This window comes from Streptomyces sp. NBC_01775 (assembly GCF_035917675.1).
In the GTDB taxonomy this organism is placed as follows: domain Bacteria; phylum Actinomycetota; class Actinomycetes; order Streptomycetales; family Streptomycetaceae; genus Streptomyces.
The window spans coordinates 3602947-3623489 of sequence record NZ_CP109104.1 but is presented as its reverse complement, the minus strand read 5'-3'; the positions used below and the strand labels follow the sequence as shown (position 1 = coordinate 3623489).

The window sequence follows — 20543 nt, the reverse complement described above, 5'->3', positions numbered from 1 at the left end:
TTTCTACTGAGGGCATGCGGATCGGAGAACTCGCCGCACTGGTCGGGGTCACACCCCGCGCCGTGCGCCACTACCACCACGAGGGCCTGCTGCCCGAACCCCCGCGCCGCCCCAACGGCTACCGCGAGTACGGGCTGCGCGACGCCGTACGGCTGGCCCGGGTACGGCGCCTGACCGCGCTCGGACTCGGCCTGGACGAGGTGCGCGACGTCCTCGCCGATGAGACCGGCACCGAACTGCGCGAGGTCCTCGGCGAGCTGGACGCCGAGCTGCGCCGTCAGGAGGAGGAGATCAGCGCCCGCCGCCTGCGCCTGGCCGAGCTGCTGCGCCAGGCGGAGGACGGCACCCTCCCCTCCGACGCCCCGCTCTCGACCGAGCTGACCGGCCTGTTCGCCCGCGCGGCCGGGGCCGGAGACGAGAGGGGGCCCGAGCCCGCCATCGCCGCCAAGGACCGCGAGGTCCTCGCGCTCCTGGAGACCTCGACGGGGCCCGGCGCCCGCGAGAGCGTGGTGGCCATGGCGGGCGCCGTGACCGCCGACGAGGCGGGGGCCGAGCGCGCCCGGCACGCCTACGCGCTTCTGGAAGAGCTGGCCGAGGCCGCGGCCGACGACCCGCGCGTGGAGCCCGCCGCGCACGCGGTGGTCGCGTGCGTGCCGGACGAGTCGGTCCGGCACCTGTCCACCACGGCCCCCGAAGCCCCCGAAGCCCCCGAAGGGCCCATGCCCGAGGTGTTCGCGCAGGCCCTCTACGCCGACCTGGCACCCGCGCAGGCCGAAGCCGTACGCCGAGGAATCGCCCTGCTCACCGAGCGGGCCCGCGCCCTGGCACCCAACCGGGAGGAACGACGATGAGGATGCCCTTTCCCCGCGCCGTACGCGTGCTCCGGCGGCTGGCCCTGCACGAGATACGGTGCCTGACCAGCATCGCCATGTGGCTCGCCCGGCGCCGCTCCGGGGTGCGCCCCGGCGACCTGACGGCGCCCTACGCCGCGGCGCAGGCGTCCACCATGCTGCTGTTCGGCTTCATCACCGTGGTCGAGACGGTGGCCCTGTCGGTGCTGCTGGCCCCCTGGCCGATGGTGCACATGCCCACGCTGGTGCTGGATGTCTACGGCGTCGTCTTCGTCATCGGCCTCCACGCCGCCTCCGTGGTCCGCCCGCACCTGGTGGGCGCCGACGGCTCGCTGCGGGTGCGCTACGCGGCGCTGGCCGACCTGCGTGTCCCCGCCGGACTGGTGGCCTCCGCGCACGCCGTACGCCGCTATCCGGACGCGGGGATGGTGGACGTAACCGAGGACACGCTGACCCTGCCGGTGGCCGGGCACACCTCGGTCACCGTCCACCTGAGCGAACCGGTCACCTTCGTCCGCCCCCTGGGCGCCGAGGCCCGGATCCGGACGCTGCACCTGCACTCGGACACCCCCGAGGCCCTGGTGGCGGCGCTGACCGGCGCGCGCACCTGACGCACGCCCGGACGGCGCCCGGCGCGCGGCGTACCGGCCCCCGCTTCCCTCAGCGATCCAGCGTCCTGCCGAAACCGGTGGCCAGCGGCATCCGCAGGCCCAGCGGCGGGGGAGCGGCCAGCGCGTCGGCCACCGGACGGCTGAAGTCGTGACCGCACAGCGTGCCGAGTACGAAGTCCTGGGCCAGCGCGCCGACTTCGGCGGCGTGCTGGCGCAGCCCGTGCCCGTCCGTGTGCACCTCGAAGCGGCACACGTCCGCGTTCACCTTCTTCGCCCGCTCCGCGAAGCGTAACGACAGCTCCGGGTCGGCCCGGGCGTCGTCCGTGCCGTGGACGAGCAGCACATGACGCCCCAGCAACTGCCGTACGGGCTCCTCCTCGTCCCCGTCCAGCAGCGGCCCCAGCGCCAGCACGGCGGCGATCGCCGGGTGCCCGGCGGCGCGCAGCGCGGCCCGCCCGCCGACGTCGGTGCCGACCAGCGCGACGGGCACATCGCCGTAGCGGCGCACCACTTCGTCCGCCGCCCACTCCGCGTCGCGCGCGTGCTGCGCCGCCGCGCCGTGCCGGCCCTGGTGGCGGTAGTGGACGACATGGGTGACCAGGGCCGGCACGGCGGGCCCCGGCGCTCCGGCCGGTCCGTGCACGTCTCCCGCGCGGCGCGCGGTGCCGCTGCCGGAGCGGCCCGCGCTCCTGCCGCTGCGGCCCCCGCTCCCGCCGGTGCCGTCCGCCCCACGTGCCACGCGGGCCAGCCGGCGTGCCAGTCCCACGGCAGCGACGGCGGACAGCGCGGAGCCGCCCCGTACTCCGCCGGCGGACCCGCCGCCGGGCAGCACCAGGACGACCGCGTGCGGCGCCGTGTCCACGGCCCCCCTCGGCCGCCCCAGTCGTGCTTCCCTCTCGGGCAACGCTCGCTGAGCCATGGCAGAACGATGGCACGGCCCGCGCGCGAGGGCACGGCTGTGCGATCACCATTCCGTATCGAAGCCCCGCCGTTCCGTATCGAAGCCCCGCCGCAGGGGGCGCCACGCGGGCGCTCCCAAGTGGGTGCATACCGGCGGGAGTTGGGGAAACACATGCGATCTACGCGCGTAGGAGCTAGAGTGCCGTGATGGTAAGCGATTCTCTGAGCACCGTCCCCAGCCAGGAGCAGATCAGCCGTTCGCCCAAGGTGCTGCTCCACGATCATCTCGACGGCGGCCTCCGCCCCGCCACCATCGTCGAACTGGCCCGGGAGACCGGGTACGAGGGCCTGCCCGAGACCGGGGCCGAGCGTCTGGAGACCTGGTTCCGCGAGTCGGCGGACTCAGGTTCGCTGGAGCGCTATCTGGAGACCTTCACGCACACAGTCGGCGTGATGCAGACCCGCGAGGCCCTCGTCCGCGTCGCCGCCGAGTGCGCCGAGGACCTGGCCGCCGACGGCGTCGTCTACGCCGAGGTCCGCTACGCCCCCGAGCAGCACCTGCGCGGCGGCCTCAGCCTGGAGGAGGTCGTCGAGGCCGTCGACGAGGGCTTCCGCGAGGGCGAGCGCCGCGCCCGCGCCGCCGGACGGCGCATCCGCGTCGGCGCGCTGCTGACCGCCATGCGGCACGCGGCCCGCGCGCTGGAGATCGCCGAACTGGCCAACCGCTACCGCGACCTGGGCGTCGTCGGCTTCGACATCGCCGGTGCCGAGGCGGGCCACCCGCCCACCCGTCACCTGGACGCGTTCGAGTACCTCAAGCGGGAGAACAACCACTTCACCATCCACGCGGGGGAGGCGTTCGGGCTGCCCTCCATCTGGCAGGCCCTCCAGTGGTGCGGCGCCGACCGGCTCGGCCACGGGGTGCGCATCATCGACGACATCCAGGTCGCCGACGACGGCTCGGTCAAGCTGGGCCGCCTGGCCGCCTACGTGCGCGACAAGCGCATCCCGCTGGAGCTGTGCCCCTCCTCCAACCTCCAGACGGGCGCGGCCCCCTCCTACGCCGAGCACCCCATCGGGCTGCTGCGCAGGCTGCACTTCCGGGCGACGGTCAACACCGACAACCGCCTCATGAGCGGCACCAGCATGAGCTACGAGTTCGAACAGCTTGTGCGGACGTTCCACTACACGCTCGATGACATGCAGTGGTTCACGGTCAATGCGATGAAGTCCGCGTTCATTCCTTTCGATGAACGTCTCGCCATGATCAACGAGGTCATCAAGCCCGGATACGCCGCGCTGAAATCCGAATGGCTGTTCGGGAATTCCGCGCTCTGACCCCCGGTGACCAGCGGCTCGGCCCTGAGCGCGTGCCGCCGTAAGAGTGGGTGAACGCGGCCGGGAAGCAGTGGCGAAGTGCCGACTCCCGGCCGCGGCGGCGTGTTTGCCACTGCTCCGGCTTCCTGGCTACGTTCGCCGGGCCGCTCAAGCCCCCATCACGAGGACGTAGCCAGACATGAAGCAGGTAGCCAAGAAGACCCTGGGCGCCGCCGCGATCAGCGCCGTCGCCGTTGTCGCCGGCGCCGGTGCCGCCTCCGCGGCCCCCGTCGACGCGCTGGTGGGTCCGGTCACCGAGACCGCCACCGGCACCGTCGCGAAGCTCCCGGTGGGTGAGGCCACCCAGGGCCTGCCCGGTGGCACCTCCCAGACGCTGGCCTCCACCCACAAGGCCGTCTCCGGCGCCCTGACCGGCTCCCCGACGTCGCTGAACGAGTCGCTGACCGCCGCCGCCAAGGAGAAGAACAAGGCCCCCGGCGGCGGCATGATCGGCGGCCTCCCGGTCACCAAGGGTCTGCCGCTGGGCGGCTGAGCCCCAGCCCTCCAGGACCCCCAGGACCCCCAGGACCCCCAGGACCTCCAGGAACCCCAGGGCCCTCCCGGACCTCCAGGTACACGACGGCGGGCGCTCCCCTCGAAGGGGGGCGCCCGCCGCTGTATGTCCCGGTCTCGGTCACCACGCGGTCTTGCGGTCCTCATCCGGCAGCAGGATCCACAGCGCCAGGTAGAGCAGGAACTGCGGCCCGGGCAGCAGGCACGAGGCCAGGAAGATCACGCGCATCGTGGTGGGCGTGGTGCCGAAGCGGTGGGCCAGACCGGCGCACACACCGCCGATCATGCGGCCTTCTCGGGGGCGGACAAGTGCGGTCATGGCAGCGACTCCTTCGCGGCGTCGGTCGGCATCGGTCGTTCGCGTCCGGTTGTGCCCTTCTGCCTTCGACAGTAAGTCCGACCTGTGCCCATATGCGTCGAGCTAAGGTGCCATTCCGACCCTGGTCGCTCTCGGGGTAGGACCCTGAGCGCCCTCATCCCGCAGGCGGGCCCGCGTCCTGTGGGCTCGCGCCGCCTCAGAGGCCCCCGACGAGCCCGGAGCACCGTCGGAGCCCGGGGTCCCCGACGATACGGCGCGGTGCGGGCCGCGCAGCTCCCGGAAGCCGCCGTACCCCCCGACGCCCCCGTCCCGCTCGCGCAGCCAGCGGCGCAGCAGCGGGAAGACCAGCCCGGCGGAGAGCGTCACGCCGGCGGTGTTCAGCAGCACCGAGTCCACATTGACGACCTGCCCCGGCACGCCCGTCTGCACCAGCGTGATCGCGGCCGACACCATCGTCCCCGCGAAGACCGTGCGCGCCACGGTGCCGGGCAGCGGACGGTGCAATCGCCCCGTCGCCAGCGGCAGCAGCACCCCGAAGGGCGCCAGCAGCAGCAGTCCGCCGCCTATCCCCTCCAAGGCGGTACGCGGCCCGCTCGCCAGGTCGGTGCGGATCGTCGCCAGCGGATGCAGGTTGGACGGCGCGACCCAGGGCACGGACAGAGGGCGCAGCGTCAGCCATCCGACGAGGCACAGGTGCGCGGCCAGCAGGACGAGTCCCGCCACGCGGATTCGGGGGGCGGCCGTCGGGCCGCCGTAGCCAAGGCGCTGCACGTCACTGAAGACGCACCCGCCTTCCGCCCTGGTTCCGGGGCGGTGTCCTCAGCGGGTAAGGGCTGTGTCACACACGTGTTCCAGCCGATTCGGCGGCCTCCGGGCTGTTGCGCAGCGCGGTGCCGCACTCGAAGCGCTGGAGCGGCACGGAGGAGCCCCCGGGATCTTTCCCGTCGCCCTTGCCGCCGTCGCCGTCCTCCCCGCCCTGGTCCCCGTCCTCGCCGGGACCGCCGATGACGACCCCGTTGTCGGCGTCGGCCGCCGCGGTGTCCGCGAACGTGCACACGATCTGGGCCAGCGCGAAGGACGGCAGCTCATCCAGGGGCGTGCTCAGCCGCAGCGCCTCGTCCGGGTCGTCGCGCCCGGCCGCGCTGATCGTCAGACCTTCGGGGACGGCCGTCTCGAAGCCCGCCGATTCCTCCATGGCGTGCGGCTGGTGCTTCAGCTCCTCCAGCAGCTTGCGGGCGACCGGCAGCCGCTCGGCCGAGGAGCGCCCGCCCGGCATCCGCACCTCCCGCTCCACCGGCGCCACGCGCGAGCCGCACACGAGGTAGACGCGGACGACCGAGACACCGTCGCCGGCCTCCGGGCTCTCACGCCCGTCCGGCAGCACACAGCCCACCTGCGAGGGTGCCGCGCCCGCGTCGACGGGTACGGAGGTGGCGCGGATGCCGCAGCCGCTGAGGAGGGAGACGCTGACCAGGCCCAGCGCCGCGCACGCGAGGGCCAGTGGGGCGCGGCGCCCGCGCGCCGTCCCCGCCGTCGGACGGCTCATCGGCCGCCTCCGCTGTCCCGGCCCATGTTCTCGCCGCCGTTCCCGTGCTGGTGCTCGTCGTGCTGGTCCTCGTCGTGCGGGAAGTCGTGCTCGCCGCGGGGCCCGGCGGGCTCGTCGCCGTTCTCGCGCTCCTCGGCGACCCGGCGCGAGTCCCGGGGCAGTCGCAGGGTGAAGACCGCGCCGCCCTCGGGGCCCGTCGCGTTGCGCGCGGTGATCTCGCCGCCGTGGATGTGGGCGTTCTCCATCGCGATCGACAGGCCCAGGCCGCTGCCCTCGGAGCGCGGCCGGGAGGCGCTGGCCTTGTAGAAGCGGTCGAAGACGTGCGGCAGGACGTCCTCGGGGATGCCGGGCCCCTGGTCGGCGACCTCGATGACCAGGTCGTCCCCGCCGTCCCCGCCGGCCGGCTTCTCGGTGCGGACCGAGACGCGCACGGGCGAGCCGCCGTGCTTGAGCGCGTTGCCGATCAGGTTCGCGAGGATGACGTCGAGGCGCCGCGGGTCCAGGCGGGCCATGATGCCCCGGTCCGCGTCCAGCTCGACCGCGTCCAGCCAGGCCCGCGCGTCGATGCAGGCGGTCACCTGGTCGGCGACGTCCACGTCGTCCAGCACGAGCTTGGCGGTGCCCGCGTCGAAGCGGGTCACCTCCATCAGGTTCTCCACCAGGTCGTTCAGCCGCCGCGTCTCGCTGACGACCAGCTGCACGGCGGGCGCGATCATCGGGTCGAGGTTGTCCTGCTCCTCCTCCAGGACCTCCGTCACCGCGGAGATCGCCGTCATCGGCGTGCGCAGCTCGTGCGACATGTCGGCGACGAAGCGCCTGCTGGACGCCTCGCGCGCGCTCAGCTCGGCCACCCGGTGCTCCAGCGACTCGGCGGCGCCGTTGAACGTCCGTGACAGCTCGGCCAGTTCGTCGGTGCCCGAGACCCGCAGCCGGGTATCCAGCTTCCCCTCGCCCAGCCTGCGGGCGGCCTCGCCCAGGCGCCGTACGGGGCGCAGCACGGTGGTCGCGGCTGCCTGGGCCAGCAGCATCGCGCCGATCAGCGCCAGCGCGGTGGCGATCCCCAGCGACCAGGCCAGCGAGTTGAGGTCGTCCCGCTCGGGCGCCAGCGACTTGAGCATGTACCCGCTGGGCGTCGGGCCCTCGCCTATGACCTTGGCGCCGCCGACGAGATAGGGGTCGCCGTTGATCGTGACGCGCTGCCAGTACAGGTGGTACGGGTACGAATTCGCCTTGTCGACGGCCCGCTTCTTCCCCACGGCGGTGCGCAGCCGGCCCGGGACGTCGCTGAGGGTGAAGTCGTCCTCGTTGGAGGCCGCGGCGCAGGGCCCGTCGTCGGGGGTCTTGCCGATGAGCAGCACCTGGTAGTTCTGCGAGCTGCGGGCCATCTTGCCCGCCGCCTCGCGCAGCTGCTGGCACTCCACCTTGCGCGGGAGGTTGCCCGCGTTGTCCTCCATGGCCTTGCGGAAGTCGTTGAGCGCGGCGTTCTGCGCGCGGGTGAGCACGGCGTCGCGGTTGAGCCAGTAGGCGATGCCGGAGGCGGAGACGGCGGCGGTGAGCGCCACCAGGGCGAAGACGACGACCAGTCGCAGCCGCAGTGTCGGCAGCATCCCGGCGAGGCGTGCGCGTACGCGCTCCCCGAGAGAGGGGGACTGTGTCACTCCCGGATCCCGTCCGCCAGGCCGCTTCCGGGCGCTCTCGCGGTCATGGCTTCGTCGGTCACCGCTTCCGCGGTCACTGTGGCGCGTCCAGCCGGTAGCCGACGCCGCGCACGGTGCGGATCAGGGTGGGGGAGGAGGGGATGTCCTCGACCTTGGCGCGCAGCCGCTGCACACACGCGTCCACCAGCCGGGAGTCCCCGAGGTAGTCGTGCTCCCACACCAGCCGCAGCAACTGCTGCCGGGACAGCGCCTGTCCCGGCCGCCTGCTCAGCTCCAGCAGCAGGCGCAGCTCGGTGGGGGTCAGTTGCAGATCCTCGCCGTTCTTGGTGACCGTCATCGCGGAGCGGTCGATCACCAGCGAGCCGAACGTGGCCGCGTCGTTGGACTCACGCTCGCCGCGCCGCATCACCGCGCGGATACGGGCGTCGAGCACGCGGCCCTGCACCGGCTTGACGACGTAGTCGTCGGCGCCGGACTCCAGGCCCACCACGACGTCGATGTCGTCGCTGCGCGCCGTCAGCAGGATGATCGGCAGCTGGTCGGTGCGGCGGATGCGCCGGCACACCTCGAAGCCGTCGATCCCCGGCAGCATGACGTCCAGAACGATCAGGTCGGGGCGTTGTTCGCGCAGCAGCTTGAGGCCGTCCTCGCCGGTCGCGGCGGTCACCACGCGGTGGCCCTGACGGGTCAGACCCATCTCCAGGGCGGTACGGACAGCGTCATCGTCCTCGATCAGCAACAGGAAAGACACACGCGCCATTCTGGCCCATGGAAGCCCCTTACTTCGACCGGCGGTCTCCGTCGGGTACCGACACCCCCTCTGGGCTGGGCATCCTGTGTCGCCCCGCCCCTTGTGACACCGCTGTGACAGACGGGGGACCTCGCCATGAAATCGGACCGGCAGGGTTTACGACACAAGCAAGCGACCGGGCTGGCTCCGAGGGGGCGCGAGATGAACACACTGCACAGCACCACAACCAGCGCAGTTATTCACACGCGCCTGCACGTCCCTTCGGTTCCCGCTTCCCAGAACCGGCCTGCCGAGAGGCCCGGTGCCGAAGGCGGCACCTCCCTCTTCGAGCGGAGCCGGGAGCTCGGAGGCGGCCGGGGGTGTGCTCGTGGCACCGGGCGTATGCGTCCGCGTCCCGTTATCGGGAGCGCGGTCGAGGGCCTTCGGGGGGAGGCCTTCGGGGGGAAGACGGGGGAGAACGGGAGCGAGGGGGACTCCCGGGGGGAACAGCGGGGGAACGGCGAGTACAGGGAGGTCACAGGGGAGCGGCACGACGGCACTTCGGAGGGGGACGCCGAAGCGGCGTTCACCGCCTACGTGCGAGAGCGCCGCGCCTCCCTGTACGCCACCGCCTACCACCTGACCGGTGACCGGTTCGAGGCCGAAGACCTGCTCCAGAGCGCGCTCTTCTCCACGTACCGGGCCTGGGACAGGATCAGCGACAAGGCCGCCGTCGGCGGCTACCTGCGCCGCACCATGACGAACCTGCACATCAGCGCGTGGCGCCGCCGGAAGCTCAACGAGTACCCGACGGAGGAACTGCCGGAGACGGTGGGCGAGCAGGACGCGATGCGCGGCACCGAACTGCGTACCGTGCTGTGGCAGGCCCTCGCCCGGCTGCCCGAACTCCAGCGCACGATGCTGGTGCTGCGCTACTACGAGGGCCGCACGGACCCGGAGATCGCGGAAATACTGGACATCAGCGTCGGCACGGTGAAGAGCAGCATCTGGCGCTCGCTGCGCCGCCTGCGCGACGACGAGGTCCTCAGCTTCGGCCGCGACCAGGACGAGTCCTTCGACGAACTGGTCGCCTGAGCGGCCACCAAGAACGCCCCGGCGCGAGCCGGGGACGGGGGAAAGCCCTCAAGGGGATCCATGGGGACACAGGGATCTTCCCGGGGGAAACGGGGAAAAGAGAAAAAAGGGGAAACAGGGAAAACGGGGACGAGAGCGGTTCCAGCTGGCCGGGGGGTCTAGCTGGGCCGCTCTCATTTTTTGTGCCCGAGCGCCTCGCCTTGTGGCCGCGTTTCGTGCCCGAGCGCCTTGTGGCCGAGCGGCGGCTGATGTGCCCGGCGTCAGGCGAGCAACCGCTGGCCTGAGCCCTGTCGCAGGCGGGTTACGCGGCCCAGGGCCTCGTCGCGGGTGCAGGGGGTGGCGCCCAGGGACTGGTGACGGGTGACGATGGTCGACTCGGCCCGCATCAGGCGCCAGCCTCGGCGCAGGAGGGTCGGGAGGGGCTTGCGGGCCTCGCGGATGTCGCGCAGAAGGCGGCGGCGGAAGGTCGTCAGGGGGTTGCCGCGCAGGCAGATCGCGTCGGCCAGCAGGCCGAGTGCCGCGCAGCGCGCGGTGATGTCGGCGGCGAAGATGCCCTCCGCGATGAAGAGCGGGGCGCCGTCCAGGCGGATGTGCTCGTGGCCCACGCGGGCGCTCGCGGAGATGTCGTAGAGCGGCGCCGTCGTGCGGCCCTCGCGGCACAGGCCGGTTATCGCGCGCACCGCCGCCTCGCCGTCCCAGGAGCGGGGCGAGTCCCAGTCGACGGCGCTCCCGACCAGGGGGAGCGTGGGGTCGTCGCCCTCCTTGTAGAAGTCGTCGAGCCGTAGCACGGGCAGGTCCGTGCGGGCCGCGAGGCGGGTCTTGCCGGATCCGGAGGGGCCGGTGAGCAGGATCACGCGGGCGCCGGAGGTTCCCTGGGACGCGCCGGAGGTTCCCTTGGACGCGCCGGAGGTTCCGTGGGGCGCGCCGGACGAGAGGTCGCTGGAGTCGGTCACGAGAGCCCATTGTCGGTCATGGCCCCCGGGTGTTCGAAGACGTGTGCGGGAGGTGGTGGGAGCGGGGTGCCGGGAGGGGGAAAAGTCGTGGCTTCGCGCTCGGCTCCGCCCCTCCCGAATATGCCCTTGGGCAGCGAGAATGGCGCACGACAGCACCCGTGAAAGACAGGGAGGCCCCCACGCATGGCGCAGGAAGTACGCGGTGTCATCGCACCTGGCAAGAACGAACCCGTGCGGGTGGAGACCATCGTCATCCCCGACCCCGGCCCCGGTGAGGCCGTGGTGCAGGTGCAGGCGTGCGGGGTGTGCCACACCGACCTGCACTACAAGCAGGGCGGGATCAGTGACGACTATCCCTTCCTCCTCGGCCACGAGGCGGCCGGCGTCGTCGAGGCCGTCGGTGAGGGGGTCACCGACGTCGCGCCCGGTGACTTCGTGATCCTCAACTGGCGTGCGGTCTGCGGCCAGTGCCGGGCCTGCGTGCGCGGGCGGCCCTGGTACTGCTTCGAGACGCACAACGCCGAGCAGAAGATGTCGCTCGCCTCCACGGGCCAGGAGCTCGAACCTGCCCTGGGTATCGGCGCCTTCGTCGAGAAGACGCTCGTCGCCGCCGGGCAGTGCACCAAGGTCGACCCGTCCGTCTCGCCCGCCGTGGCCGGACTGCTGGGCTGTGGTGTCATGGCCGGTATCGGCGCCGCGATCAACACGGGCCAGGTCGGCCGGGGCGACACCGTCGCCGTCATCGGCTGCGGCGGCGTCGGGGACGCGGCCATCGCGGGTGCGCGGCTCGCGGGCGCCGCGAAGATCATCGCGGTGGACATCGACGACCGGAAGCTCGTCACCGCCGAGAAGATGGGCGCCACCCACAGCGTCAACTCCGCCACCGCCGACCCCGTCGAGGCGATCCGCGAGCTGACCGGCGGCTTCGGCGCGGACGTCGTCATCGAGGCGGTGGGCAGGCCCGAGACGTACAAGCAGGCCTTCTACGCCAGGGACCTGGCGGGGACGGTCGTCCTGGTCGGGGTGCCCACCCCGGAGATGCGGCTCGAACTTCCGCTGCTCGACGTCTTCGGGCGCGGCGGCTCGCTCAAGTCCTCCTGGTACGGCGACTGTCTGCCCTCACGGGACTTCCCGATGCTGGTGGACCTGCACCAGCAAGGCAGGCTGGACCTCGGCGCGTTCGTCACCGAGACGATCGCGCTGGACGAGGTCGAGAAGGCGTTCGAGCGGATGCACGGCGGCGACGTGCTGCGTTCGGTGGTGGTCTTCTGATGGCCGCCGAACCCGGAGCGCGCATCGACCACCTCGTCACCTCCGGCACCTTCAGCCTCGACGGCGGCACGTGGGACGTCGACAACAACGTGTGGATCGTCGGTGACGACTCCGAGGTGATCGTCATCGACGCCGCACACGACGCCGACGCCATCGCGGCGGTGGTGGGGGACCGGGCGCTGCGCGCGATCGTGTGCACGCACGCGCACAACGACCACATCGACGCGGCGCCCGCGCTGGCGGAGCTCACGGGAGCGCCGATCCTGCTGCACGCCGACGATCTGCCGCTGTGGAAGATGACCCACCCGGACCGGGGTCCGGACGGGAAACTGGCGGACGGGGACGTCGTGTCCGTCGCCGGGACGGAGCTGAGGGTGCTGCACACACCTGGGCACGCGCCCGGCGCCGTGTGCCTGTACGCGCCCGCGCTGGGCACGGTGTTCACCGGGGACACGCTCTTCCAGGGCGGCCCCGGAGCCACGGGGCGGTCCTTCTCGGACCACCCCACGATCGTGGCTTCCATCAAGGAGCGGTTGCTGACCCTTCCCGCGGACACCGTGGTGCGGACCGGGCATGGGGACTCCACGACGGTGAGGGCCGAGGTCCCGAACGTCTGAGGCCCCTGCTCGCCCCTTCCCGTTCTTGTGGGGGCTCCTCCCTGGGGGACCCCCACCCACACCCCCGCTCCTCAAGTGCCGGAGGGGCTGTAAACAGCCCCTCCGTGCGGAGCTACACCGTTCCGGATTCCCAGGCCCACGCCGCGATTTCCACGCGGTTGCGTGCGCCCAGCTTGCGTTGGGCGTTGGCCAGGTGGGTCTTGACGGTGGAGAGGGTGACGTGGAGCTCGGCGGCGACCTCCTCGTTGGTGCGGCCACGGGCCACGAGGCGGACGACGTCGAGCTCGCGGGAGGTCAGGGGCTCGGTCGGGGAGCGTTCCGGCTGCGTTGTCGGGGCCGACATGTGGCGCAGGAGACGGACGGTGATGGACGGTGAGATCAGGGAGCCGCCCGAAGCCACCGCGCGTACCGCTTCGGTGAGGAGCGCGGGGGAGCCGTCCTTGAGGAGGAAGCCGCACGCGCCGTCGCGCAGGGCGCGGTAGACGTACTCGTCGAGGTCGAAGGTCGTGGCGATCAGGACGTTCAGGGGCTCGTCCGCCTCGGGGCCCGCCAGCTGGCGGGTGGCCTCCAGGCCGTCGATGCCCGGCATGCGGATGTCGAGCAGGCACACGTCGGGGCGCAGCTCGCGCGCCCGCTCGACGGCGGTGAGGCCGTCGGCGGCCTCGGCGACGATCTCGATGTCCGGCTGGGAGCCGAGGATCATGCGGAAGGCCGCACGGACCATCTCCTGGTCGTCGGCGAGGAGCACCCTGATGGTCATGCCGTCATCCTTCCAGTCCGTCTCCGGCGGGCTCCCTGCGGCCCGTGCGCGCCGTGACGGAGGTGGGCAGCGGCAGTTCGGCCGCCACCTGCCAGCCGCGCATTGCCGGGTCCCGCTCGCGGGGGCCCGTGGTGAGGGTGCCGCCGAGGGCGTGCACGCGCTCGGTGAGCCCGATGAGACCGAAGCCGCCGCTGCCCCCGACGGGCGCGCCGCGTCCCGGCTTCGCGGGATGGCCGTCGTCGGTGACGACGACACACAGGCGGCCCCGGTCCTGCGCGCTCAGCCGGACGTCGACGGTGATGGCCTCGACGCCGCTCCCGTGCTTGCGGGCGTTGGTGAGGGCCTCGCGCACCACCCGGTGCACGGCCGTGGCGATCTCGGGAGTGAGCGGCAGCTCGGCCAGGGCCGGGTCCAGGGTGAGGGTCGCGGGGGCGCCGGTGCTGGTGGCGGCCTCGGTGAGTTCGCGGAGGGCGCCCAGGTCGGTGCCGGGGCGGGCCACGCCATTGCCAGAGGCGTCGCTGCGCAGCACGGAGACCATGCCGCGCATCGACTCCATCGCCTGGGAGCCCGCCTGTTCGATGCCGGCGAGCAGCACGTCCAAGTCGCCGGGGTCCGGGGCCCGGCCCTGCGCCGAGGCGTAGCGGACGGCCTTGGTCTGGGCGATCATCGCCGTGACGTGGTGGGCGACGAAGTCGTGCAGTTCGCGGGCGTGTTCGAGGCGGTGCGCCTGGAGGTCGGCCGCGCGTTCGCGGGACCGGTAGGTGTCCAGCAGCCGCAGGTAGAGGCCGAGGACCGTCGCCAGGACGAAGCCGAGGGCGAGCACGGGTTCGAGGTAATTGCCGACATTGTGGTACTCCAGCTCTTGTAGCCGCAGCGGCTCCACCGCGGTCGCCAGGCCGCTCCCCAGCGCCAGCGCGACGGTGGTCAACAGGCGCCGTCCGATGCGTATGGCGCGGGCCGTGAGCAGCAGCAGCGCCGCCATCTCGCCCACCCCGAAGGTGACCTCGGGCCGCTGTACGAGCTGCGTGGTGACCACGGTGAGAGCCAGCGACCAGACCAGCGCGAGCGCGGCGGTCCGCGAGAACCACCCGGCGGGCACCACCAGCGCGGCCACACACAGCCCGCCGCTGACGATCGTCGCCGCTGCCGTGGGCGCGTATCCGGTGGCCAGCCCTTCGGCTACGAGCAGCGTCAGGAGGAGGGCCGCCGGGAGCGACATCAGCGCCAGCTGCCAGATCGGACGCCGTGAGAATCCCTGGATCATGCCCTCCACGCTACGGGCGGCCCCGCGGCCCCGACCTCCACCTTTCGGCCCACCCGGGCGGTCGCGATCGGGCGTTCACCTGGCCCTTACGGCTGATCCGGCGGGCCCTCGCGGCGGCCGAGCATGGGGGTGTCCGGTTCGTTTCCCCTCTGTCGAAGGCTCCCCATGCTCCGCACCGCCCTGCGCTCGCTGCGTGCACACGCTCTACGTTTCGCCCTGTCGGGCTTCGCCGTCGTCCTGGGCGTCGCCTTCGTCACCGGCGCGCTGCTGTACGGGGAGTCCGCGCGGGCGGCCTCGGCGCAGGCGGGGGAGAAGTCCCAGCCGGACGTCTCGGCCGTGGTGGCCGCCGCCCCCAGTTCCAGCACGGAGGAGCCCCCGGAGCTGGGCCCCGGGCTGCGCGAGCGGCTCCAGCGGCTGCCCGGTGTCTCGCGGGTGCGGGGCGTCGTGGAGGGGCGCGCGTTCGTGGTGGGGCGTGACGGGAGCCTCGTCGGGTCCCTCGCGGACAGCGCGGGCGTCAACTACCAGGCGGGCGACGACGGCAGCGACACTCGCTACCCCCTCACCTCCGGGCGCGGGCCCCAAGCCGGGGGCGAGGTCGCGCTCGACCGGCGTACGGCCGAGCGCGCCGGATACGGGACGGGGGACCGGATCCGTGTGGTCGTACGCGGCGAGACCCGGCACGTCCGCCTCGTCGGGATGTTCACAGCCCACGACAGCAGGGTGGCGGCGGGCGGCACCCTCACCGCCTTCGACCCGTCCACCGCGCTGCGCGAACTGGGTGAGGGGCGCGGCTACACCCAGCTCGCGCTCACCGCCGCTCCCGGCGTCTCCGACGATCAGGTGGCGGCGCGCGCGGCCAAGGTGCTGCCGTCGGGGCTGGAGGCCCTCACGCGGGACCAGGCGCTGGATACCGGAAGCGGTGACGAGGACAAGATGACCAGCCTCCTCGTCAGCTTCGCCTCCGTCGTGCTGCTGGTGTCCGCCTTCCTGGTCGCCAACACCTTCACGATGCTCGCTGCGGCCTGCGCCCGCGAGCACGCGCTGCTGCGGGTGGTCGGCGCGACGCGCAGGTACGTGCAGCGGATGGTGCTCATCCAGGCGCTGCTGGTGGGCACGGTGGCCTCCGTCGTCGGATACGGGCTGGGGGTCGGGCTCGGCGCGGTCCTGAAGACGCTGTTCCCGGTACTCGCGGCGGGCTCGGGACAGGCGGGGGGCGCCCCGCTGCACCTCTTCTCGCCCACCGCCGCCGGTGCCGCGCTCGCCGTCGGTGTCGGGGTCACCGCGCTCGCGGCCTGGCTCCCGGCACGCCGCGCGGCGCGGGTCTCTCCCATGGCGGCGATGCGGACGGGCGAGCCGTCGGCGCCCGCCTCGCTGCGGTGGCGCACCGTCGCCGGGTTCGGCGTCACCCTGACCGGGGCCCTGGGCGCGGTGAGCGCCGCCGGCAGCGGGGACCTGGGCATCGTGACGGGCGCGGGCGCCGTGCTGCTGGTGGGGCTGATGCTCCTCGCGCCGTGGTGCGCCGTCGTACTCGCCGGGCTGCTGCGCGCGCCGCTGCGGCGGCTCGCGGGGGTGCGGGGCACGCTCGCGGTGGAGAACGCCCGGCGCAACCCCCGGCGTACGGCGGCCACGGCGTCCGCGCTGATGACCGGGCTCATGCTGATCAGCGCCGCCACGGTCGGCGTCACCTCGCTCAGTCACATGGCCGAACGGGACGCCGCCCGCGAGGCGACCTCCGATCTGCGCGTCAGCGCCGTCGACTTCGCCGAGATGGGCGACGGCACCGCGCGCCGTATCGGGCGGCTGCCGGACGTGGCAACCGTTCGCACCGTCCCCGGCCCGCGCATCTCGAAGACGGAGGCGGGCCCGCCGCTGGCGGTCCTCGTGGACGCCGACCCCGGCCGGATTCAGGCGTTGGACAAGCGGATCACCCGGGAGCTGGACAACCCCGCGCTCGTCGTGCGGGACCGCGCGGAGCTCGCCGCCGAGGCCGCCCGCCCCTACGAGCCGTTCTTGAACCTGGCCTACGCGCTGCTGTCCACGAGCGTGCTCATCGGCGCGCTCGGCGTGGTGAACACCATGGCCATGTCCGTGCGCGAACGCGTCCGAGAGATCGGCCTGTTGCGCGCCGTCGGCCTCGACCGGCGGGCCACCGCGGCAGTCGTCCGGCTCGAAGCCGTCCTGATCTCCCTCCTGGGCGCCACGCTCGGCGTCACCTCGGGTGCGGCCCTGGGCGCTGTCGCCGTCCTCGGCCAGGACAGCGCGACGCTGACCTTCCCCTGGACCCGCCTGGCCCTCTTCCTGGGCGCCGCAGCCCTCCTCGGCGTCCTCGCGGCAGCCCTCCCCGCCCGCCAGGCGTCCCGCATACCGGTCCTGCGCGCGGTGGGGACGGACGGTGCGTGAATTCCGGCGCGCGGGTCTTCCCTGTTGCCGCATCCCGCAAACGAAGGCCGGGCGCGCCCGGACACCGTGCGCCCGGACACCGTGCGCCCGGACACCGTGCGCCCAGCCAACGTGCGCCCGCCCGGCTACTGCTTGTAGCCGTCCAGGAAGCGGCCGATGCGGGAGATGGCGGCGTCCAGGTCGTCCGCGTGCGGGAGGGTGAGGATGCGGAAGTGGTCCGACGCTGGCCAGTTGAAGCCCGTGCCCTGGACGACCTGGATCTTCTCCCGAAGGAGCAGGTCGAGGACGAAGCGCTCGTCGTCGTGGATCTTGTGGACGGCGGGGTCGAGGCGGGGGAAGGCGTAGAGGGCGCCCTTCGGCTTGACGCAGGAGACGCCCGGGATCTCGTTCAGCTTCTCCCACGCCTTGTCGCGCTGTTCGTGCAGCCGCCCGCCGGGCAGTACGAGGTCCTCGATCGACTGGCGCCCGCCCAGCGCGGCCTGGATGGCGTACTGGGCCGGGGCGTTGGGGCACAGCCGCATGGAGGCGAGCATGCCCAGGCCCTCCAGGTAGTTCCTGGCGTGCTGCTGGGGGCCGGAGACCAGCAGCCAGCCCGAGCGGAACCCGGCGACGCGGTACGCCTTGGACAGGCCGCTGAAGGTGAGGACCACGAGGTCGGGCGCGAGGGCGCCGACGTGGTGGTGCTCGGCGCCGTCGTAGAGGATCTTGTCGTAGATCTCGTCGGAGAAGACCATCAGGCCGTTACGGCGGGCGAGGTCGAGGATGCCTTCCAGGAGCTCGGGCGGATACACCGCGCCTGTGGGGTTGTTGGGGCTGATGATGACGACGGCCTTGGTGCGGGACGTGATCTTCGCGGCCATGTCGTCCAGGTCGGGGAGCCAGTCGGCCTGCTCGTCGCACACGTAGTGGACGGCCTTGCCGCCGGCCATCGTCGTCACGGCCGTCCACAGGGGGAAGTCGGGCGCCGGGATGAGGATTTCGTCGCCGTCCTCGACCAGGGCCTGGACAGCCATGGAGACCAGCTCGGAGACGCCGTTGCCGAGGTAGACGTCATCCACGTCGGCCTCGGGGAAGCCGCGCTGCTGGTAGTGCTGGGCGACGGCGCGGCGCGCGGGGAGGATGCCGCGCGACTCGGTGTATCCGTGCGCCTGGGGGAGCATGCGGATCATGTCCTGGAGGATCTCCTCCGGCGCGTCGAAGCCGAAGAGCGCGGGATTGCCGGTGTTGAGCCGCAGGACGCTGTGTCCGGCCTCCTCCAGCGCGTCCGCCTGTTCGATCACCGGCCCCCGGATCTCGTAGCAGACCTCGCTGAGCTTGCTCGACTGCCGGAACTCCATGCTCTCCCACCCTCCTGATGACCCCTGCGTGCGTACTTGGTTCTACCAAGTGGCAACTTGGAAAGTCCAACTCTTTGTCTACACTGGCGCCCATGCCGAGCCACGCGAGCCGAACCCGCCGCAGCTACGACCAGTTCTGTGCCATCGCCCGCGCCCTCGACTCCGTAGGAGACCGCTGGGCGCTGCTCATCGTCCGCGAACTGCTCGCCGGGCCGCGCCGCTACACCGACCTGCACGCCGACCTGCCCGGCGTCAGCACCGACGTACTCGCCTCCCGGCTCAGGCTGCTGGAGAGCGAGGGCCTGGCCGAGCGCCGCCGTCAGCCCAGGCCCGCCTCCGCCTACGTCTACGAACTGACGCCGCGAGGCAGCGCGCTGCTGCCCGTACTGAGCGCGCTGGCCGCGTGGGGCGGCCTCGCGCTGGGCAAGCCGCGCGCCACGGACGCAGTACGCGCGCACTGGTGGGCGGTGCCGCTGCGGGACGCGCTGCGCCGCGCGGCAGGCCCGGAGGCGGCCGAGGGCGCCGTCGTGGATGTCGTACTCCCCGAGGGCGGCTTCCATCTGCACCTCGGGGACGGCGAGAAGGCCCCCGGATCCGATCCGGCTCCGGGCTCGGCATCGGGTCCGGCGTTGGGTCCTGTCCCGGGTCCTGTCTCGGGTCCGGTTTACGGGGAGGGGCGCGCGCCGCGCCGGGCCGACGCCGAGTTGGCGCTCGACTCGGCCGCCTGCACCCGGCTCGCGGAGGGGACCGGAACGCTCGCCGAGGAGATCAGCGCCGGCGCCATACGCATCACCGGCGAGGGCCCGCTCGCCGACCGGCTGCGGGAGCCGCATCGCGGTGACCGCGTACGTTGACCGGGACGGGATCCGTTGACACCGCACTGGCATACGTTCGGAACTCCGAAAGGGCTCGTGCTGTACCGCACCCCCGAGCGCTGGCGGTTCACCGTGTTCTTCGAAGCGCCGGGCGGCGTCGCCGACGGCGCTCTCGATCACCCCGGCCCTTCCGCCAGTCCGGAGACCGCCCAGACCGCTCTCCACCTCAGAGCCGAAGAGCTGACCCATCGAGAGCTGGAGGTCTCCTGGCAGCTCACCTACCACCCCAACTGGTGGACCGGAGCCGTCACCAAGGCGGGGCCGGTGTCCGACGCGGACCGCTGACCGGCGCGGACCGCTGACCGAGGCGGGCCGTGGGCCGAGGCGGGCCGTGGGCCGCTGACCAAGGCGGGCCGTGGGCCGTGAGCCGCCGACCGCCGACCGCCGACCGCCGACCGCCGACCGCTCCCGCCGCTCCCGCCGGGCCCGCGGCGGACTCGTGAACGTACGCGGCTGGAGCGCTAGCCTCCGCCGAACAGGCCGTCGAGGGCGTAGAGCGCAGCCGTGTTCGCGGCCTTTCGCTGTTTTCGCTCCACGCAGTAGACGGTTCGCTCCGGCGGGCCGTCCAGCAACGGGGCGACGTGGCATCCCGTCTTCAGCCTCAACTGGTCGGCCATGAAGGCGGGGACGACGGTCCAGGAATTCGCGGTCCGCATGACGGGCGGCAGACAGTGCGCCGTGGTGACAATGTGGGCGGGATCCCGCAACATGTTCTGTTTCCGCCACATATCGTAATCGGGCCCCCAGGGGAGATAGACCTCATTCCCTCCGCCGAGCGCGGAGAGAGAGGTGACATCGTCGTCAGTCCCGGCGGCTTTCCTTTCAGACGGCGGGGAGTTGAAGGCCGCGACCATCGGATATCGCGCGAGGGTACGCACCCGAAGGTCGGTGTGGACGGGCTCGTAGAAGACAAATGCAACGTCGAGATGGCCCGAGACCACTCGGTCGCACAATTCCCCGCTCCGCCCCGTCTCCACAGTGAGTCGCAGTTGCGGGAGCCGTGCCACCAACTCGCCCACCAACGCGTCGAACAGGTAAATGCTGATGGCGTCGGAGCCGCCCAGGGCGAGCGCCGAGTGCCGCACCTCGCGAATGCGGGCGGCCTCGCCGACGAGCCGCTCCCACTGTTCCGCGAGGTCGCGGTAGTGCCGCCCGGCCGTCGTCAGGGTCGTGCTCTTCGAGCCCCGCGCCCGCAGGAATAGAGACTGACCAAGGCGTTTCTCCAGACTGTCCAATCGGTAACTGACCGTCGACTGGGAGACGTGCACCACCCGCGCCGCCTGCGCGAGGCTGCCCGAGCGGGCTATCGCCAGGAAGGTCTCGACCTCTTCCATCACGAACATATCGGCCCCCTCGATATTTGATACCGAAAACTTCAGCGTGACAGATATCTTAATCCGGCCTTAGCTTGTGTCCACCTGTCGGCGACGTATCTCTCTCAACAGCCGTCCCTTGTCCGGCAGAA

21 protein-coding genes are annotated in these 20543 nt (G+C 72.3%); 10 read left to right on the top strand and 11 right to left on the bottom strand.

Features of this window, described 5'->3' with window-relative positions:
• Window positions 1-14 precede the first annotated feature (14 nt).
• Both OHB04_RS16115 and OHB04_RS16110 read left to right on the top strand, forming a co-directional pair.
• The gene (locus OHB04_RS16115) at window positions 15-851 is read left to right on the top strand and encodes a MerR family transcriptional regulator (protein WP_326807686.1); all 837 of its coding nucleotides are present in this window, start codon (window positions 15-17) and stop codon (window positions 849-851) included.
• Entirely contained in the window at window positions 848-1462 is a 615-nt protein-coding gene (locus OHB04_RS16110; protein ID WP_326807685.1) for a hypothetical protein, read from the top strand. Before OHB04_RS16115 ends, OHB04_RS16110 begins: the two co-directional genes overlap by 4 nt.
• 49 nt (window positions 1463-1511) lie before the next feature.
• Here OHB04_RS16110 and OHB04_RS16105 read toward each other — a convergent pair whose 3' ends face one another.
• On the bottom strand, window positions 1512-2381 hold the full coding sequence (locus tag OHB04_RS16105; RefSeq protein WP_326688381.1) for an alpha/beta hydrolase: 870 nt from the start codon (window positions 2379-2381) through the stop codon (window positions 1512-1514).
• Between the two features lie 188 nt (window positions 2382-2569).
• Between OHB04_RS16105 and OHB04_RS16100 the strand changes: the two genes are divergently transcribed.
• Window positions 2570-3700 carry an adenosine deaminase gene (locus OHB04_RS16100; protein ID WP_326688380.1) on the top strand — a complete coding sequence of 377 codons (1131 nt, stop codon included), beginning with the start codon at window positions 2570-2572 and terminating at the stop codon, window positions 3698-3700.
• 178 nt (window positions 3701-3878) lie between these two features.
• Window positions 3879-4232: a hypothetical protein gene (locus OHB04_RS16095; RefSeq protein WP_326688379.1), complete on the top strand. Its 354-nt coding sequence runs from the start codon at window positions 3879-3881 to the stop codon at window positions 4230-4232.
• Between the two features lie 141 nt (window positions 4233-4373).
• Here OHB04_RS16095 and OHB04_RS16090 read toward each other — a convergent pair whose 3' ends face one another.
• The 5 genes from OHB04_RS16090 to OHB04_RS16070 all read right to left on the bottom strand — a co-directional run bounded on the left by OHB04_RS16090 (window position 4374) and on the right by OHB04_RS16070 (window position 8526).
• Window positions 4374-4571 carry a PspC domain-containing protein gene (locus OHB04_RS16090; protein WP_326688378.1) on the bottom strand — a complete coding sequence of 66 codons (198 nt, stop codon included), beginning with the start codon at window positions 4569-4571 and terminating at the stop codon, window positions 4374-4376.
• A 102-nt stretch (window positions 4572-4673) separates the two neighbouring features.
• Window positions 4674-5294, bottom strand: coding sequence for a VanZ family protein (locus OHB04_RS16085; RefSeq protein WP_326807684.1), 621 nt, complete (start codon window positions 5292-5294; stop codon window positions 4674-4676).
• Window positions 5295-5409: 115 nt separating this feature from the next.
• The gene (locus OHB04_RS16080; protein WP_326807683.1) at window positions 5410-6117 is read right to left on the bottom strand and encodes a hypothetical protein; all 708 of its coding nucleotides are present in this window, start codon (window positions 6115-6117) and stop codon (window positions 5410-5412) included.
• Window positions 6114-7724 (bottom strand): HAMP domain-containing sensor histidine kinase, encoded by a 1611-nt coding sequence (locus OHB04_RS16075; RefSeq protein WP_326692764.1) that lies wholly within the window; start codon window positions 7722-7724, stop codon window positions 6114-6116. Before OHB04_RS16075 ends, OHB04_RS16080 begins: the two co-directional genes overlap by 4 nt.
• 124 nt (window positions 7725-7848) lie before the next feature.
• Window positions 7849-8526, bottom strand: a complete 678-nt coding sequence (locus OHB04_RS16070; protein WP_326688375.1) for a response regulator transcription factor — start codon at window positions 8524-8526, stop codon at window positions 7849-7851.
• 201 nt (window positions 8527-8727) lie between these two features.
• Between OHB04_RS16070 and OHB04_RS16065 the strand changes: the two genes are divergently transcribed.
• The gene (locus OHB04_RS16065; protein ID WP_326688374.1) at window positions 8728-9600 is read left to right on the top strand and encodes a SigE family RNA polymerase sigma factor; all 873 of its coding nucleotides are present in this window, start codon (window positions 8728-8730) and stop codon (window positions 9598-9600) included.
• 260 nt (window positions 9601-9860) lie between these two features.
• Here the strand turns inward: OHB04_RS16065 and OHB04_RS16060 are convergent, their stop codons facing one another.
• Window positions 9861-10553 (bottom strand): uridine kinase family protein, encoded by a 693-nt coding sequence (locus OHB04_RS16060; protein ID WP_442814858.1) that lies wholly within the window; start codon window positions 10551-10553, stop codon window positions 9861-9863.
• A 183-nt stretch (window positions 10554-10736) separates the two neighbouring features.
• Here OHB04_RS16060 and OHB04_RS16055 point away from each other — a divergent pair, with 183 nt between their 5' ends.
• Complete coding sequence (locus OHB04_RS16055; RefSeq protein ID WP_326688373.1) at window positions 10737-11825, top strand: S-(hydroxymethyl)mycothiol dehydrogenase; 1089 nt, start codon at window positions 10737-10739, stop codon at window positions 11823-11825.
• Window positions 11825-12442, top strand: coding sequence for an MBL fold metallo-hydrolase (locus OHB04_RS16050; protein ID WP_326688372.1), 618 nt, complete (start codon window positions 11825-11827; stop codon window positions 12440-12442). Before OHB04_RS16055 ends, OHB04_RS16050 begins: the two co-directional genes overlap by 1 nt.
• 112 nt (window positions 12443-12554) lie before the next feature.
• On the opposite strand, the gene OHB04_RS16045 is transcribed toward OHB04_RS16050, so the two are convergent.
• On the bottom strand, window positions 12555-13202 hold the full coding sequence (locus tag OHB04_RS16045; protein WP_326688371.1) for a response regulator transcription factor: 648 nt from the start codon (window positions 13200-13202) through the stop codon (window positions 12555-12557).
• Between the two features lie 4 nt (window positions 13203-13206).
• On the bottom strand, window positions 13207-14466 hold the full coding sequence (locus OHB04_RS16040) for a sensor histidine kinase (RefSeq protein WP_326688370.1): 1260 nt from the start codon (window positions 14464-14466) through the stop codon (window positions 13207-13209).
• A gap of 165 nt (window positions 14467-14631) precedes the next feature.
• Between OHB04_RS16040 and OHB04_RS16035 the strand changes: the two genes are divergently transcribed.
• Window positions 14632-16866 (top strand): FtsX-like permease family protein, encoded by a 2235-nt coding sequence (locus OHB04_RS16035; protein ID WP_326688369.1) that lies wholly within the window; start codon window positions 14632-14634, stop codon window positions 16864-16866.
• A 125-nt stretch (window positions 16867-16991) separates the two neighbouring features.
• On the opposite strand, the gene OHB04_RS16030 is transcribed toward OHB04_RS16035, so the two are convergent.
• Window positions 16992-18203, bottom strand: a complete 1212-nt coding sequence (locus tag OHB04_RS16030) for a pyridoxal phosphate-dependent aminotransferase (protein WP_326688368.1) — start codon at window positions 18201-18203, stop codon at window positions 16992-16994.
• Between the two features lie 92 nt (window positions 18204-18295).
• Here OHB04_RS16030 and OHB04_RS16025 point away from each other — a divergent pair, with 92 nt between their 5' ends.
• A complete protein-coding gene (locus OHB04_RS16025; protein ID WP_326807682.1) occupies window positions 18296-19057 on the top strand; it encodes a winged helix-turn-helix transcriptional regulator in 762 nt (253 codons plus the stop codon).
• 57 nt (window positions 19058-19114) lie between these two features.
• Window positions 19115-19363, top strand: a complete 249-nt coding sequence (locus OHB04_RS16020) for a hypothetical protein (RefSeq protein ID WP_326807681.1) — start codon at window positions 19115-19117, stop codon at window positions 19361-19363.
• Window positions 19364-19539: 176 nt separating this feature from the next.
• Here OHB04_RS16020 and OHB04_RS16015 read toward each other — a convergent pair whose 3' ends face one another.
• Window positions 19540-20421 (bottom strand): LysR family transcriptional regulator, encoded by an 882-nt coding sequence (locus OHB04_RS16015; protein WP_326807680.1) that lies wholly within the window; start codon window positions 20419-20421, stop codon window positions 19540-19542.
• Window positions 20422-20543 lie beyond the last annotated feature (122 nt).

Coding starts and splice junctions, on each gene's coding strand:
- OHB04_RS16115 (WP_326807686.1), top strand. CDS start 15: ATGCGGATCGGAGAACTCGCCGCACTGGTCGGGGTCACACCCCGCGCC.
- OHB04_RS16110 (WP_326807685.1), top strand. CDS start 848: ATGAGGATGCCCTTTCCCCGCGCCGTACGCGTGCTCCGGCGGCTGGCC.
- OHB04_RS16105 (WP_326688381.1), bottom strand. CDS start 2,381: ATGGCTCAGCGAGCGTTGCCCGAGAGGGAAGCACGACTGGGGCGGCCG.
- OHB04_RS16100 (WP_326688380.1), top strand. CDS start 2,570: ATGGTAAGCGATTCTCTGAGCACCGTCCCCAGCCAGGAGCAGATCAGC.
- OHB04_RS16095 (WP_326688379.1), top strand. CDS start 3,879: ATGAAGCAGGTAGCCAAGAAGACCCTGGGCGCCGCCGCGATCAGCGCC.
- OHB04_RS16090 (WP_326688378.1), bottom strand. CDS start 4,571: ATGACCGCACTTGTCCGCCCCCGAGAAGGCCGCATGATCGGCGGTGTG.
- OHB04_RS16080 (WP_326807683.1), bottom strand. CDS start 6,117: ATGAGCCGTCCGACGGCGGGGACGGCGCGCGGGCGCCGCGCCCCACTG.
- OHB04_RS16075 (WP_326692764.1), bottom strand. CDS start 7,724: ATGCTGCCGACACTGCGGCTGCGACTGGTCGTCGTCTTCGCCCTGGTG.
- OHB04_RS16065 (WP_326688374.1), top strand. CDS start 8,728: ATGAACACACTGCACAGCACCACAACCAGCGCAGTTATTCACACGCGC.
- OHB04_RS16055 (WP_326688373.1), top strand. CDS start 10,737: ATGGCGCAGGAAGTACGCGGTGTCATCGCACCTGGCAAGAACGAACCC.
- OHB04_RS16050 (WP_326688372.1), top strand. CDS start 11,825: ATGGCCGCCGAACCCGGAGCGCGCATCGACCACCTCGTCACCTCCGGC.
- OHB04_RS16045 (WP_326688371.1), bottom strand. CDS start 13,202: ATGACCATCAGGGTGCTCCTCGCCGACGACCAGGAGATGGTCCGTGCG.
- OHB04_RS16040 (WP_326688370.1), bottom strand. CDS start 14,466: ATGATCCAGGGATTCTCACGGCGTCCGATCTGGCAGCTGGCGCTGATG.
- OHB04_RS16035 (WP_326688369.1), top strand. CDS start 14,632: ATGCTCCGCACCGCCCTGCGCTCGCTGCGTGCACACGCTCTACGTTTC.
- OHB04_RS16030 (WP_326688368.1), bottom strand. CDS start 18,203: ATGGAGTTCCGGCAGTCGAGCAAGCTCAGCGAGGTCTGCTACGAGATC.
- OHB04_RS16025 (WP_326807682.1), top strand. CDS start 18,296: ATGCCGAGCCACGCGAGCCGAACCCGCCGCAGCTACGACCAGTTCTGT.
- OHB04_RS16015 (WP_326807680.1), bottom strand. CDS start 20,421: ATGTTCGTGATGGAAGAGGTCGAGACCTTCCTGGCGATAGCCCGCTCG.